The sequence below is a fragment of the Thalassotalea marina genome (genome assembly GCF_014656435.1).
Classification (GTDB): Bacteria; Pseudomonadota; Gammaproteobacteria; order Enterobacterales; family Alteromonadaceae; genus Thalassotalea_C; species Thalassotalea_C marina.
In genome coordinates this window covers 210,265-226,325 of record NZ_BNCK01000007.1, presented here as the reverse complement: position 1 = coordinate 226,325, position 16,061 = coordinate 210,265, and the positions used below count along the sequence as shown (strand labels likewise).

Annotated in this window: 8 protein-coding genes; 4 read left to right on the top strand and 4 right to left on the bottom strand. The window is 39.6% G+C overall.

The annotated features are described in order from the left end of the window. Window positions 1–57: 57 nt before the first annotated feature. Window positions 58–948, bottom strand: coding sequence for a peptidylprolyl isomerase (locus tag IE199_RS15715; RefSeq protein WP_189772422.1), 891 nt, complete (start codon window positions 946–948; stop codon window positions 58–60). Between the two features lie 86 nt (window positions 949–1,034). Here IE199_RS15715 and IE199_RS15710 point away from each other — a divergent pair, with 86 nt between their 5' ends. Beyond that, window positions 1,035–1,745, top strand: a complete 711-nt coding sequence (locus IE199_RS15710) for a DUF445 domain-containing protein (RefSeq protein ID WP_189772420.1) — start codon at window positions 1,035–1,037, stop codon at window positions 1,743–1,745. A gap of 256 nt (window positions 1,746–2,001) precedes the next feature. Next, on the top strand, window positions 2,002–3,189 hold the full coding sequence (locus tag IE199_RS15705; protein WP_189772418.1) for an amino acid aminotransferase: 1,188 nt from the start codon (window positions 2,002–2,004) through the stop codon (window positions 3,187–3,189). A 374-nt stretch (window positions 3,190–3,563) separates the two neighbouring features. Here the strand turns inward: IE199_RS15705 and IE199_RS15700 are convergent, their stop codons facing one another. From IE199_RS15700 to IE199_RS15690, 3 genes are all read right to left on the bottom strand, one after another. Beyond that, window positions 3,564–4,469 carry an HAD family hydrolase gene (locus IE199_RS15700; RefSeq protein WP_189772416.1) on the bottom strand — a complete coding sequence of 302 codons (906 nt, stop codon included), beginning with the start codon at window positions 4,467–4,469 and terminating at the stop codon, window positions 3,564–3,566. A 2-nt stretch (window positions 4,470–4,471) separates the two neighbouring features. After that, window positions 4,472–5,632, bottom strand: coding sequence for a mechanosensitive ion channel protein MscS (locus tag IE199_RS15695; RefSeq protein ID WP_189772414.1), 1,161 nt, complete (start codon window positions 5,630–5,632; stop codon window positions 4,472–4,474). Window positions 5,633–5,756: 124 nt separating this feature from the next. Further along, on the bottom strand, window positions 5,757–8,006 hold the full coding sequence (locus tag IE199_RS15690; protein WP_189772412.1) for a TonB-dependent receptor: 2,250 nt from the start codon (window positions 8,004–8,006) through the stop codon (window positions 5,757–5,759). A gap of 379 nt (window positions 8,007–8,385) precedes the next feature. Between IE199_RS15690 and IE199_RS15685 the strand changes: the two genes are divergently transcribed. Next, window positions 8,386–15,060 (top strand): ATP-binding hybrid sensor histidine kinase/response regulator, encoded by a 6,675-nt coding sequence (locus IE199_RS15685; protein ID WP_189772410.1) that lies wholly within the window; start codon window positions 8,386–8,388, stop codon window positions 15,058–15,060. Continuing rightward, window positions 15,060–16,046 carry a GGDEF domain-containing response regulator gene (locus IE199_RS15680; RefSeq protein WP_189772408.1) on the top strand — a complete coding sequence of 329 codons (987 nt, stop codon included), beginning with the start codon at window positions 15,060–15,062 and terminating at the stop codon, window positions 16,044–16,046. The genes IE199_RS15685 and IE199_RS15680 overlap by 1 nt, the downstream gene beginning before the upstream one ends. Window positions 16,047–16,061: the final 15 nt, after the last annotated feature.

Sequence of the window (16,061 nt, the reverse complement as noted above, 5' to 3'; positions counted from 1 at the left end):
AAATGCCCGTCCACTAAGTGTAGACGAGCAAAGTAAATACACAATCTGTAGTTTAGGTTAGGATTTTACAATTCGAGTGTTAACTGGCGTTTGACAAATATCGAGCACTGGTTTTGGCTTTTTATAGAAAAACGCACTACTGCGGTTTCGTCGCTCCTCTAAGCTTTTTGTATAAGCTTGGCTGTCAGTATTTTGTACTTGAAGTTGAATTTGCTCTGCTTTGGGTAGGTCACTCATCATGCGTACTTTGACCATAGGTGTGAAGGTTGCAGCTTCAATTTTATCTTGTCCTTCAATGCCTGCAGTGCGTTGAATAGCTTGTACATGGTTCATGCCATGAACAACACGACCAAATACCGCCATAATGCGATCTAGGTATCTCGGCGCTTGACCATTGGTGATGTAAAAGTGACTTGAACCGGTATCAGGCTCTGTGCCTCTTGCCATGGCAATAACACCGGGACAATGTAACATCCATGCCTTTTTCTCATCAGGTGAATGCCCAAGCGCAAAACCATCTTTAAAACCCGTTTGTGGAGCAAACATGTCATTTTTTTGCACTAGAGTATAAGAAAACTGATCCGTAACTGAAAATTCATCTTCCATCGTCAGTGCTTTCACTTGTTTGTCTTTGTCTGAGCCGTCTTGCGGGCCCGCTTGCGCAACAAACCCGTCGATTACTCGATAGAATTTTTCATCATCATAGTAACCAGATTGTACCAGCGACTTAAAGCGCTCAGCGTGTTTTGGCGAAAACTGTGGAGCTAATTCGATATACACATTGCCGTGCGGTAACGTCATTACTACCACATTTTCAGCTGACAATTGACGCCACTCTTCTTGATTGACCGAGTCAGTAGCTTGCACATAACTTGACGCGCAAAGCATGGCCACTAAAGCAAATTTTTTCATATAAGGCTCTAAAATCACTATTGTTTTTAACCACATTACCGCACTTTACTATATTGGCGCAATGCCTTTGTCTTGATACACTTGTTGCAAAATTCATTGAGTTTTATCACGCGGAGTTAACAGTGAATAAAAATCTAATTACTAATGCCTTAGCATTAGGTTTGGCGCTAGTTGGTTATTTTATGGCGATGCCAGTGCTTTTTACTGTGGGAATTTTTGCCTTGTCTGGTGCGATTACTAACTGGCTGGCAGTGCATATGTTATTTGAGAAAGTTCCGTTTTTATATGGCTCTGGCGTTATTCCTGCACGTTTTGAAGAGTTCAAATTAGGTATCAAACAATTAATGATGGAGCAATTTTTTACTGAAGAAAATATTGATCGCTTTTTGTCTGACAGTGCAGGAAAAGCAAGTACCTTAGATTTAGTACCTGTGATTGAAAAAGTCGATTTATCACCAGCATTTGATAACTTGGTTGACGTAATAGAATCATCGTCGTTTGGTGGCATGTTAGCTATGGTGGGTGGCCGTGAGGCACTTGAACCTATGCGTGAACCTTTTATTGTTAAGATGAAAGAAACGGTCGGTGATATCTCGCAAAGTGATCAATTTAACGAAATTCTTCGCAATGAATTAGAGCAACCAAATGTTATTGCTGGTATGCAAGAAAAAGTCAGTGACATTATTGAAAAAAGACTGAATGAATTAACACCTGAGTTAGTGAAAGAAATTGTTCAGAAAATGATACGCAAACATTTAGGTTGGCTAGTGGTATGGGGCGGAGTATTTGGTGGACTTATCGGCCTTATAGCTGCAGTTAGCGGTAGTTTTTAGTATTTTAGCTGAATTTGTTTTTACATTTTGCTGTAAATAAAAACGTGCTGTTTTTGCGTTAACGTTCGCTGAAATTTCCGTTCAATATTTCGTAGTGCTAAATAGACTAAAAGCTTGACGTTTTTTTGCTGTAAATTGCTTTAACTTTGCATAGATAGCAGCTATGCTTGCGCTTTACATTTCGGGATTTGCAAGCCTCTTTTTACGACGGCGTAAATAGGGGGAAATCTCACTCATTAATAAGGTAAATGGAGACATGTTTGGTAGCTTAAAGGCATTGCCTGCCGACCCTATTTTAGGTTTATTAGCTAAGTATCGTGAAGATAACAATCCAAAGAAAATTGATTTGGGTGTTGGTGTTTATAAAGATGAAGCTGGACACACTGCAGTACTCGACTGTGTAAAGAAAGCAGAAAAGTATCGCAACGATAATGAAGATACCAAAGTTTACATTGGACCAACGGGTTCACCGTTATTTAATGATGAAATGACTAAGCTCATTTTTGGTGAGCATAAAGTAATAAATGAAAACCGTACTCGCACAGTATCTGCTCCAGGTGGTACAGGGGCTTTACGTGTCGCAGCAGAATTTATCAAGTCATGTAAACCAGGCGCTACAATTTGGGTGAGTAACCCAACTTGGGCCAACCACACTGGTTTGTTTCAAGCGGCTGGTTTAACGGTAAAAACCTACCCTTATTATGACTATGAAAACAAATGTCTAGACTTTGATGGCATGTTAGCAGCGTTAAAAGAAGTTAGTGCTGATGATGCAGTATTGCTTCATGCATGTTGTCATAACCCAAGTGGTATGGACTTAAGCACTGAACAATGGCATCAAATTACTGATGTTGCTAAAACTAACGGTTTCTTACCTGTTGTTGATATGGCCTATCAAGGTTTTGGTGATGGCTTAGAAGAAGACGCTTCTGGTTTACGTCACTTAGCTGAACATGTTGAAGAGATGATCGTTTGTAGCTCATGTTCTAAAAACTTCGGTTTGTACCGTGAACGTATTGGTGCAACAACGTTAGTTGGTAAATCTTCTGATGCGGTTGATATTGCCTACTCAGTATTACTTTACGTTGTACGTGTAATTTACTCTATGCCGCCAGCTCACGGTGCGGCAATCGTTGAAACTATTTTGACCTCTGATGAGTTACGCAACCAGTGGTTTGCTGAACTTAAAGAGATGCGCGATAGAATTAACGGTAATCGTCAATTAATTGTTGATAAACTTAAAGAAAATGGCGTTACACGTGATTTTAGCTTTATTACACGTCAACGAGGTATGTTCTCATTTTTAGGTATTACACCTGAACAAGTTCAGCAATTACAAGATGAATACAGTATCTACATGGTTGGTTCTAGCCGCATGAGTATTGCAGGTATTGCCAATAGCAATGTTGACTATTTAGCACAGTCAATTGCAAAAGTACTTTAGTTAAAAGTAAATAAAAAAAACCGAACCTTAGGGTTCGTTTTTTTTACATCTGAAATTTATAGATATAAAAAAAGCAGCTTGAGCTGCTTTTTTTAGTGGCAATTAGTTGTGTTTTGCATTCACACGAATCAATAACACATATACGGTAGCCAATACCGCCAAAATTGTAGTTGGTTCAAACATAGGGGAACCTTTCTTCCTTGTTAATTAATTTCACTTGTAACATGGATGCTTGGTTGTTTATGCGAGCGACCAAGCAACGATATTATACATCGCTTATTAAGAACTTAATGTTACAGGCGAAATAATAACACAATAAAATATTAGAGTAATAGCTCTTTCTGACTAATTGGTCGAATTTATTGTTAAAGAAATCAAAAGACTGTCTTCCAGTCTTGCTTCATGTCTACCACTTGCCATTGTAGTTGTTCGGCGTAATCCAATGTATTTGTACCAAAACAAAATCGTGTATTGGGGCTATACGCGTATTCTCGCTCGGCATCAGTATGGTGAATCAATACACAAAGTGAGCTATGGCTGTTGCGTGTCCACCTTAACATGTCGACATCTCCATAACTGTTACCAAAAGCTGCGATAGGGCGTTTTGCTATACGCCTTTCAATACTCAGTACTTTAGTTGCTCGGTTTTCTATCGAAAATGGCAAAGGCTCAAGCATGATATCGAGCTGCCCACTGCGTAAAGATAATTTAGTTTTTAAGCTACTGCCTATGACTCTATTCACAGAAACTTGATAAACATCTTGTGACCAAGGGCGCACAAAGTTTGCTGTACTGCCAGTGACAATGTAATTTTTAAAATCGTTAGCTTCAAAGTATTGCAATACTTCTAACATGGGTTTGTAGACCAGCTCGGTATATTTTTTACCAAACCTAGGGTGTTTTGCTTGGGCTATCCAACGAGCCACAGAAGCCCTGTATTGTTCCGTTGTCATACCTCGACGCCACAAGGTTAACAATAATCGTATAAAACCAAAAAGATCAAAAAACAGTGATTTTATCCAGTGAGCAATGCGCAGCCATTTACTTTTGGTATTGATCACTTCTGCATTGAGTAACTTGCGCTTAAAGTAGGCTACTTGTGCCATCACTGGTTTTTCTACCATAAGCGTTCCGTCATTATCAAAGGTGGCAATTCTGTTTTCGGGCACAACATAATGAATAGAGGATTCATCGGTAACTTGTTGAACAAACTCGATGATCCTCTGTTTCACTTTACCTTCCTGCCATGAAGGTAAAGGGTCAACAACAGGTTTTAACATGTTTAATTTTCTTTAGGCGGGATCAGGATTTCAGTGTCAAAATTGAATAGTTTGCCACTCCAAATAAAGACTTGCCAAACCAAAACTCCAAAAGGTATGTAGCCAAAATAACCGAGTAAAGGCATTTCAGAAAATACATGAATAACATCTACATAGGGAATGTTATAGATCCAATAATTGGGGTTAGTAATGGGCTCAGCATTGGGGTTACTGGAACCATAATTCCACATTTCCCAGAAAAACCCATTAAGCAGTGATGAAACACCGATCAAAACACCAGCGCTCCAGTTACCTTTAGCTATATCGGTAAAAGGATTCCAGATGTTGTTTCGCATCAATATGCCTGTCATTACTGCATATGGACCAATCCATACCACCCAAAATAGCTTAAATGGCCAATAAACCATGGCTGCAATTAACAGTGCACCGATGAAAATAAGATGGTTGCCATTAAGTGGCATTTTCGGGCCATTTTGATAGCGAGCTACCAGTTTAGGAAAGGTATTAAGCAAGTTATACCAAATCAACAATACTGGAGTTACGGTTGAATATGTAATGAGAAACTCAATGACAATGGTGGTTCTAGACCAACCGACATGATTTGCATTGGGGTAGTACCAGTTGCCAAGCACAAAGTAATCGTAATATTCAAAATATGCCCAGCCTATAATAGAGACAATTGCACTAATAAATAATAACTTGGGTTTTTCAGAAAATAACGATGCGCCATTGTTTCGCTGATAAACAATACCGTCCAATAAGAATATAAAACCCCACCATAATGGTGTAAAAGACCATAATACTAAACTGCCAAATGGCGTCTCTCTAGTCCACATTAACCACCAGAAAAACCCCATAACTACACCACCTAAATAAAACCACCAAGGTAGTTTAGCGGTAGATTTTGGGCGAGATTTTGGGGCTTCACCTTTAAAGCCAAACCATTTTGGGAATAGAATCAAACAAGTGATGAAAAGCGCGCAGGCGCCCATCGTCAGAAAATAAGGTAGGCTAAAGCCAGGAACTTCACCGCCAAAAGTCGGGGGAAATTCGCCAAACCCTGGAGGCAAATGTGCCGGATAAACAAAATAAGCCACGACCAATGGGATAAGCAAGGTTAATGCTACTGGCCACATAAGTTGCCACGCAGAACGGTTTTCCATGATGTAACATCCTGTTTTATATTAACTAAAAGCTAAGTTATAAGGTTTCGCTACCAGTGTCTAGCACAAAACGACACGCCACTTTATTAATTAAAGGTGCATGTCGTTTTATTCATAGAAAAGGCTAAAAAGAATACATGATTTCAACGCCAAGCTGTCGGCTTTCACCTTTTAGCTCAGTAACTGCTTTAAGTGCCGCAATAGAATCAAATCTGAGTTCCGCATACTCAGTATTGGTGAGGTTTTTGCCCCAAATTGATAGAAGCAGATCAGGGTGAGCCTGATAGCTTATCCGACCATTGATAACAGTATATGCCTGTTGCTCTGTATAAGGGTTTTCATTTTGATCAAAATAGAAGTCAGATTGATAATCTGCAGCAAGTTCTACAGTCAACTGACGCTGCCAAACATTGGTTTCATAAATTGCTCTGGTACTAACATTCCAGCGAGATGAAAAAGGTAAACGTGTTTGGTTTACCACTAAATCTCCTTGCTCAAAGCTGCCTGTTTGTGCTTTGGGCAAGTAACCGATATTAAGCATAAATTGCAAGTTTGAACTTGGCGTATAGACTAACTCGCTGTCTAAACCATAGATTATCGAGTCACCTGCATTTTTCAGCAAATGATAGGGAACCTGACGGTCAGGAACGTTAACAAATACTTGTTGATCTTGGTAGTCATAATAAAATGCTGCGACATGCCATTGAAGCTCTCGTTTTGGACTGTTAAGTTTTAAGCCAACCTCGTAAGCATTTAATGTTTCTGGCGCATAAGTTGAATCTTTTGCTTGTTGTTCACTAATTGAGTAACCTGCATTATAACCTCCACTTTTATAACCACGAGTATAGCTGGCATAAAGGCTGTTATTGGCTGATAGGGTTTTGATTAAAGCTAACTTTCCTGACAGCTCTTCGTCGTCTACATTCCCGCTAATATCCCAGTAATCTTGAAATATACCAAATGCCGTATCTAAATCTGCGTTTGCATGGTAACGAGTTTCTTCTTCGGTAAAGCGTAAGCCTGCAGTGAACAAAAAACTGTCATTTAACTGGTAGTCAAATTGGCTATAAATTGCCCAAGATTCATTTTCTAGTTCATTATCATAAAAGAAATTAAGTGCGTTAGCCGCTGCGGCTGGTATGGCTCGTAAATCTCGAGCAAGGTCAAAACTGCTGTCTTGGTCTATTTTTTCGTTGAGAAAAAATAGACCAGTTTGCCAAAACAAATTTTGGTTTTCATAAGCAAGGTTAAACTCTTGAGATAAGAGTTTATTATCGGTTCCCATTGTACCTTCGATAAAATTAGCAGGTCCATCAGAGTCCCAAGAGTGAAATCTATCAAGTTCTCTTATGGCGGTAATTGAACTGATAAGTACTTGATTGGATAACTGCCAATCTAAAGTGATACTTGCACCCCAAATTTCTGAGTCATGTGTGCGGTCGGCAGTATCGGCGTTTACATCCCAAAAATCATTGCCACCTACTTGGTTGCCTAATTGGTCCTGGCACATTGAAGAGCCAGCTTGAGAAGGCGAACACAACCCACTGCCGTCAGTTTTTAAAATACCGTTACTGGCTATAGGTTTAGGCTTTCCCCGCCAGTCGGCATGTTCAAATTTTATCGTGGCGGTTAAATCATCAAATGTTGATACAACCATTAATCTGGCACTGGTTTGCTTTAACCCACCGTCTGGTTGATTCGGCATTAGGTTGTTTGTCGAAAATTGATAATCATGATGATTTACCGCTAACCTAGCCCCTGTGTTATCTGTGAGTGGCATGTTTAGTGCTGTGGTTAATTGTTGGTGGTCATGTTGAGCAACACTGGCATTCACGTAGCCCCCAAAGGTTTCTTCTGGCTTTTTGGAACGCAGTAAAATGGCACCACCTGTGGTGTTTCTGCCAAACAAAGTACCTTGTGGGCCTCTAAGTACTTCAACGTGCTCTAAATCGAACAAATTTACTGATAAGTTGTTTGCACTGCCACTGACGACCCCATCGTTATAAATAGCGATGGGGGAAACGGTTGAGGTGTTGTAATCTATCATGCCAACCCCTCTAATATTAAGTGCCGGAGGAGTACCCTCTCCAGCATTATTAGTGGTTTTCATACTAGGCACTAGTGACGCCAACTGGGTTGTATCTTTCAGCTGAAGGCGTGTGATTGAATCACTATTTAAGGCGGTTACCGCGACTGAAACATCCGTGATTTTTTGCAGGCGTTTTTGGGCATATACTTCAATGATTTCCATATCTTGGTCTGAAACAGAAGCTTCAGGTTCTAAGCTGGCTTCTGGTCTGTCATTAGCAAATAGTTGAGAAGAAAAAACAAAAGCGGTCAAAACTGCAAACGACGTTTTATTTTGTATTAACATTATTCGATCCAAAGATTAGGTGTGCGATATCAATAACTCGCATGTTTTTTAAGTAACACTTTGCAGATCATAAAAGTTACAAATGTGTTACTATCATGGCCAACATTTTGTTTTACCAAAGTACTTTGCTGTGCTTTTGTATAACGAACCGAGGCCACTAATAAATTATAATAGGCTTATGCAACTATAGCCTAGTGAATAAATTCAGCCAGTTTGTTCAATAAACTTGTTAGCTATGTATGAATCTACTATGGTTACAGAAGAGCTATTGTAAAAGCAAAATGCTTGCATTCAAATTAGGTTCGCGCTTAATAACTAACTGTTGTTAAGTATAAAAACGCAAAAATGTAAGACCATTATACAGGAAGTTTACGCTCAAATGTTTTCACTTCAGGGATATCAGTTTGTAAAACAGTTTTTTCAAATTTCTGATGTATTAAAAACTGTATTAGTACAAAAAGATGATAAGTCACTTTATTTAGTTAAGCAGTATGAAAAAGGGGCGTTTGCTGAAAGTGGCCAAACGTTTTTTGATCGCTGTGATCTAGCGACAAAACTCGATATTGAAGGTGTACTTAAACATGTAGACCGACATCAAGATCACCAATTTTGTTATGCTGTGTATCCCTATCAAAGTAACTGGGTTTCGTTAGATGAACTGGCCTCTAATGATGCCTTATCCTTTAAGGACAAACTGACATTAGCGATTAACCTCAGTGAGTTGATTACCCAACTACATAATAAAAACATCATTATTAATGGCATCTCGGCCCATAATATTTTGGTCGATAAAAAAACACTCACCTGTTATTTGATCGATTTAAGCTCAGCAAGTTCAGTATCAGCTCTACATAAACGACACAAAGGCGGAGATTACAGCTGGCAGCGTTTACTGACTGTTTCTCCTGAAGCCACCGGCCGTATTAATTTGCCAGTAGCACAATACTCAGATCTATATTCACTTGGTGCATGTCTATATAAATTATTTACTGCTCGCTACCCTTTTGAATCAAAAGATAAAATGGAATTGATTCACGCCCATATCGCAAAAATGGCACATAGAGCTGACGAGGTCAGTCAAACACCAAAACCATTAAGTGATGTGATAGAAAAACTGCTAAAAAAGAGCCCAGAATCTCGTTATCGTTCAGCGTCTGGTGTATTTAATGACCTATGTAAATGCCGCAGTTTATGGGAGTTGCACCAAGATATACCGCCATTTGCCATTGCCCAATATGATTTGCAATTACAACTAAGGTTTTCTAACAAGTTGTTTGGCCGTACCCAAGAGTTAGCAACGCTGTTGAATGGTTATCAAATTGTTAAGAAAAAAGCCTATTTTCAGTTAAGTGTTATCAGTGGCTATTCCGGTATAGGTAAATCTCGGTTATTAAAGGAATTGCAAGGCGCAATATTAGATAATCAGGATTATTTTATAGCCGGTAAGTTTGAGCAGTATCAACACAAAACCGCCTATTTTGCTTTAATCGCGGCGTTAAAAGATTGGGTAGAGCAAGTGTTAGGTGAAAGTGAAGTCAGTTTGCTTAATTGGCGTGACCTGCTGCAACAAGAGTTAGCTGAAAATGGCCAACTGATGGTGGATTTGATTCCAGAATTAGAGCTTATTATTGGTCAGCAAACACCGGTAACCGCCTTACCACCAGCGGAAGCAAAAACGCGCTTTAATCAAACGTTTGTTGCGTTTTTAAAAGCGTTAGGTCGCACTGACAAATCAATCGTGTTGTTCCTAGATGATATGCAGTGGTCAGATTTAGCAACTATTCAGTTGTTAGAGCTAATTTTAGAGAGAGCTGAGCTTGGTCGAGTTTACCTCGCTATTTCTTATCGGGATAACGAAGTTGCGACAGATCACCCTCTAAATACTCTGCTACAGCGCATTGACGCCTATGCCTCATTTCACAGTCATCAGAAAATAGGTCCACTGCCGGAAAAAGCCATTGCTGAATTTATTGCTGCGAGCATAAATGCTGATAAATCGGAAGTTCGAGCATTGGCGAAAGTCTTAATTAAAAAGACCAATGGCAATCCATTTTTTGTTCAGCAGTTAATTAAAGCTTTGGTCGAGCAAGATCTATTGAGTTGTGATCAACAAGGTCGCTGGCACTGGCAGTTAGAGGAAATTAACGCCATTAGAGTAACTGATAATGTGATCGACTTGATGGCAAATCGCATCAAACGTTTGTCAGATCTAGAGCAAGATGTGTTGCACTGTGGCGCCTGCATCGGAGTAAATTCCAGCGTTTCATTATTGAAACATGTGATCGAAGTGCCAAATGACGACATAATGCAAGCTATCGAAAGTCTTGTTGGTGCTGGGTTGTTGTTGGCTTATAGCCAAGAAGGACAAGTTAATACCATCGACCGAGTACGTTTTATCCATGATAAAGTACAGCAAGCCGCTTATTTGTTACCTCGTCCTAGAGCAAAGTCACATATACACTTTCGTATTGCTCAGTTTTATTTAGCCAATGCACCTGAAAAAGTATTTAAATACATCGAACATATCAACAATGCAGCCTCTTTGTTTGTTGAACAAGGTGATGACTTGTTACTGGCGGAAAAAAATTACTTAGCGGCGGAAAAATCGCTAGAGGCCAATGCCAGCAACGATGCCATCGTTTACCTTGAACAAGCCGAACAATACTTGCCTAATGACCATTGGCGTTTGGAATATTCATTAAGCTATAACATGGCACTGGCAAAAGCTAAGGCTAATTACCTCACATTTGATTTTGCAGAAACCAACGCCAGTTATCAGCAAAGTATTCCTCATATTGAATTAGCACTAGATAAAGCGGTATTAACACGTACCCAAGTGTTAGCACTGATCGCACAAAACAGAATGGTTGAAGCATTTGAACTTGGGCAGCAAATATTAGCCGAGCTGGGTGTCGTGTTGCCTGATGACGATGACATTTTTCAACGTTATTTGGCGCTAGAGCAGCATTATCAAGGTAAATCTGTATCCGATCTATTGCAGCTACCGGCAATGCGCAGAGCCGAAGATCTGATCGCAGTGGATATATTAAATTCCATTCAAACAGCAGCCTACTTAATTGGCCCTGTTGATTACATGCGAGTTGCATACTGCGCGTTGTCATTAACATTTAATGCTGGAATTAGTGCTGGCTCTGGCCGCTTGTTTGCAACTCATGCGTTGCTGCTTTGTGGTGCTTTTGGTCAGTTTTCACAAGGTAGAGAATTTGCCAAATTGGCTGAGCAGTGCCAGCAGCAATTTCCATCCCCTTATTTATCGGCAGAGATTGAATTTGTAAACAATGTTTCGGTATTTCATTGGACGGGACAGTTAAGAAACTCGCTAAAGCGTTTAGAAAATAACTATTTTTATGGCTTGGAAATTGGCAATTTAGAATATGCTTTTCACTCGGCACTATTTGTGTGTATCCACTCAGTGCTTAGTGGCAATAATATTCAGCGTATATTAAAAACCAATCATCACTTGCTAAAATCGATGGCAGATAAAAAGCAGGTTTATCAACTTACGTTTGCGCAAGTGTGGCAGCAGTATGTCGCTAATTTAAGAGAACCAAAATTTGAAGCCGACAAGTTAGTGGGGGAATGGTTTAACGAAGACCTAGTACTACCTCAACTTATTGAAACCAATAATGTGACGATTCAGTTTAGCTTTTATGTTGTTAAAGCACAGCTGACCTATATTTTAGGTGATGTTAATCAAGCAATTGATTATGTAAACAAAGCTGAACCACTGGCTAATGTAGCGGTATCGTTAGCACACTTTGCCGAGTTTTTTGTTACTGCCGCGCTGGTTACTGCCGCTTACATTCAGTCAAACAGTGCTAATAAAAAACAGCAGCAACAGTTATTAAAACAACTAAAGGAATATCGAGAAAAAGTTTTCACCTGGGCGCTCGCTTCTCCAAAAAATTATCAACATAAGTTGCTGTTAATCGATGCTGAAATTGCAGCGATTGAACAGGACGCAAGTGCCTGGCAAAAGTATCAACAAGCAATTGAGCAAGCAAAAAAAGAGAGATTTACTCAGTATCAAGCAATTGCAGCAGAGCGAGCGGGTCTATATTGGCAAAGTCAAAATAAAACAGCTATGGCTCAAGAATACTTTCTTGAGGCTTATCAAAGTTACCTTGATTGGGGAGCCAACCATAAAGCTAACTTGCTTGACCTGCAAAAACAAATTTCGGGCAATCACCAGTCGTCAGAGCGAGCTCTTGAAGTAAGAAATGCCGTAGAGCCGGCAAAAACGTTAGACTTAGCTTCGGTGCTTAAAGCGTCAGAAACACTTGCTGGAGAAGTGGATTTAAAAGCCTTTTTACATCGAATGATGGTGCTGATTATGGAAAATTCTGGCGCACAAAAAGGCACGTTATTATTGCAAAGTGATGGTATTTTAGCGCCAGAGATCACGGTAAGTAGTGATGGAAAAAGTTGGGCTAATGTCGAATTGCCCTATAGTTTAATAAATTACGTTTCTCGTACCTCAAAACACCAAATAGTAAATCCGCGTGAACACCAGTTTTCTCATGATCCTTATTTTAGTGAACATCGCCCTAAATCTATTTTGTGTTTACCGAGTATCGTAAAAGGCACGCTAAAAGGCATTGTTTATTTAGAGCATTACGACGTAGAAAATGTATTTAGCCCCAATCGAATTGATGTACTGCAATTATTGGCAAACCAAACAGCGATATCTTTTGATAATGTTAAATTGTATCAACAGGTTGTAAGCTATAGCCGCAACTTAGAGCAGCAAATCCATGAGCGCACAAAAGAACTAGCAGCAGAAAAAATAAGAGCAGAGCAAGCCAACAAAGCCAAATCAAACTTCTTGGCCAATATGAGTCACGAAATTCGCACACCGATGAACGCGGTGATTGGGTTAAGTCAGCTTGCATTGCGTACTAATTTAAGCTCAGTTCAACGTGACTATCTTTCAAAAATTCAAGATTCCTCACGCTCTTTATTAGGCTTAATTAATGATATTTTGGACTTCTCTAAAATTGAGGCTCAAAAGCTATCACTAGAGCGAGTTACATTCTCGCTGACTGACATTATGCAGCGGGTTGTTAATGTATGTACCTTTAAAGTACATGAAAAAGGCTTAGAGTTTGTTGTGGACATAGCACCTGATGCTCCGCGATATATTGTTGGTGATCCACTTCGGTTGCAGCAGGTCATTATTAACTTAGCGAATAATTCAGTTAAGTTTACCGAATCAGGCACAATTCATATTAGCGTGTCATTAAACGAAAAGAATAATTATGGCTGTGAATTAAAGTTTGCTGTGTGTGACACCGGTATTGGTATGTCCGAGCAACAGCAATCTCGATTATTTGAGTCTTTTTCTCAGGCGGATGATTCAGTAACGCGAAAATATGGTGGCACAGGACTTGGCTTAGCTATTAGTAAACAACTGACTGAGCTTATGGGGGGCACTATCTGGGCGACGAGTGAACCTAGCTGCGGTTCAACCTTTTATTTCACTGCCAAATTTGAATTGGCAGAAGACACAACCACTTGTTTACCCATTGTTGACCATAATTTATTAACAAACTTAAAGGTTCTAGTGGCTGATGATATTGATATTGCACGTAAAGTACTTGTAGATGCCTTAGGTCATCTAGGCATTATTGCCGATGAGGCGTGTGATGGCCAACAAGCGGTTGATAAAGTTATTGCTGCTGAGCGTAACAATACGCCGTACGAGCTTATTCTTATGGATTGGAAAATGCCTCATTTAGATGGCATTGAAGCGGCAAAACAAATTAGTTTGCAGTGCCAAGGGGAAAAGCCACATATATTGATGGTATCTGCTTACGATAAAGATGAAGCAAAACAACTGGCTATGGGCAGTAACATTGAACAATTTTTGGAAAAGCCTATTAACCCGTCCACTTTAGTTGATACTATTGTCGAAATTTTAAGTCAGGAAAATCATCAAGTGGCTGTCATGGAGTCAGATTACCAAGTAGATATTCCCAATTTAAGTGAATATTCCGTTCTTTTAGTTGAAGATAACCCAATAAACCAACAGGTTGCGCAAGAATTTTTGCAAGATACAAATATTCAAATTACCTGTGCGGAAAATGGCTTAATCGCTTTAGATCGTATCGGAAAGCAAAAGTTTGATATCGTGTTAATGGATATTCAGATGCCAGAGATGGATGGGTTAACGGCAACACGCGAAATACGCCATTCATTAAAAAATACCGAATTACCTATTATCGCGATGACCGCTCATGCGATGGAAGGCGATGTTGAAAAAAGCATTGACGCGGGGATGAATTATCACCTGACCAAACCCATAGATCCAGAAACCTTATATCAAACCTTGTGTCGATTTTTAATGGTTGAACAAAGTCATGTTGCACTAGAAAGTTCGGGAAAAGTTACAGAAGATGCAAAAATCGAAAATGAAAACAATCAGTTGCAAAAGTTGCGTAACAAAACTGCGTTACACATCGACGATGCTCTGCATAAAGTACAGGGTAAGCAGAGTTTGTTATTGCAGCTGATCAAAGACTTCTGGAAAAAGTATCAAAATTTAGCGCAGTTAATGACCACCCTGTATCAACAATCAGTCACAGAGGAACTGTATCGTACCGCTCATTCATTAAAATCAACGGCGCAATACATCGGCGCTTTTGAACTCGCTAAAGCGGCCGCTATGTTAGAAGAAGAAATTAAAATTAATGGCGCGCAAATTGAGATAAAACTTAATGATGCGACAACACAACTGGATTTTCTGATCGCACAACTTAATCATATTTATCAAGTTGATGTTGTAACAAGCATGGAAAATGATCTGGATAGTGAACAGGCTAAAATATTGTTAAGTCGTTTAAAGCCCTTAGTGGCTTCTGCCGATATATTAGCGGAAGAAACATCTGAAAAGTTGTTATCAATTGCCCGACACACACCGTACTACCAGTCGGTGCAAGATTTACATCATTCAATTGCAGATTTTGAGTTTGATGACGCGTTGTCGCTTATCGAAACTATGGAATTGCAATTGGCCGTTGAGACAAAAGACTAATGGTTGAAATCAAACCTGAGGTGAATAATCGCCGTGCCACCGACAAACAATTTACTTTGCTGTGCATTGATGATGAAACCGCCAACCTCAAGGTGTTAGCATCAATTTTTAAAGAAAATTACAAGGTCGTGGTGTGCAAACAAGCAAAACAAGGGTTAAAGATCGCGTTAGATATTTTACCTGATTTAATTTTGCTTGATGTAGTTATGCCCGAATGTAGTGGTTTTGAACTTATTCAACAGTTAAAAAAAGAGCCTAGCATAAAACATATACCGGTTATTTTTATAACTGGGTTGCAAAGTGCAGAAGACGAGCAAAAAGGCTTAAATTTAGGCGCTTGTGACTATATTCAAAAGCCATTTAACTCCGGTATTGTTAGGGCAAGAGTAAATACTCATTTAGAAATTATCAGACAACGCCAACTATTAGAGCGTTTTGCCCATTTCGACAGTTTAACGGAAGTGCCCAATCGCCGTAAGTGGCAAATAGATAGCGAAAGCCAGTGGATATTTGCTCGTGAACATCAAGAGCCGCTGGTACTAGGCATTATTGATATCGACTTTTTCAAGCGTTATAACGATTCATATGGCCATCAACAGGGCGATATTGTATTAAGAAAAGTCGCCAATAGTATTCGCCGCGTATTGTTTGATGTTGGCGGAGAAATTTATCGTTGTGGCGGCGAAGAATTTTATTTTTATATCCCGGTGGTGAAAGGGACTCGGGTCGAAGCGGTATTGGCAGATTGCTCCGATGCCGTATCAGCCATGGGCATTCAGCATATGTCGTCTGAAGCATCAACTATCTTAACAGTAAGTATTGGTGCCATTCAGGTATTACCACAAGCGAAATACAATATAGAGCAGGTTATCGCACAGGCCGATGACAAATTATATAGCGTTAAACAATCGACTAGAAATGCTGTTCATTTTGAACATTTTGTCGACGTTAACGAATCTGGTACAAGCCAATTAATTAGGGTATAGTGCCCGGCTTTTAAA

Coding starts and splice junctions, on each gene's coding strand:
- IE199_RS15700 (WP_189772416.1), bottom strand. CDS start 4,469: ATGTTAAAACCTGTTGTTGACCCTTTACCTTCATGGCAGGAAGGTAAA.
- IE199_RS15685 (WP_189772410.1), top strand. CDS start 8,386: ATGTTTTCACTTCAGGGATATCAGTTTGTAAAACAGTTTTTTCAAATT.
- IE199_RS15715 (WP_189772422.1), bottom strand. CDS start 948: ATGTGGTTAAAAACAATAGTGATTTTAGAGCCTTATATGAAAAAATTT.
- IE199_RS15690 (WP_189772412.1), bottom strand. CDS start 8,006: ATGTTAATACAAAATAAAACGTCGTTTGCAGTTTTGACCGCTTTTGTT.
- IE199_RS15680 (WP_189772408.1), top strand. CDS start 15,060: ATGGTTGAAATCAAACCTGAGGTGAATAATCGCCGTGCCACCGACAAA.
- IE199_RS15705 (WP_189772418.1), top strand. CDS start 2,002: ATGTTTGGTAGCTTAAAGGCATTGCCTGCCGACCCTATTTTAGGTTTA.
- IE199_RS15695 (WP_189772414.1), bottom strand. CDS start 5,632: ATGGAAAACCGTTCTGCGTGGCAACTTATGTGGCCAGTAGCATTAACC.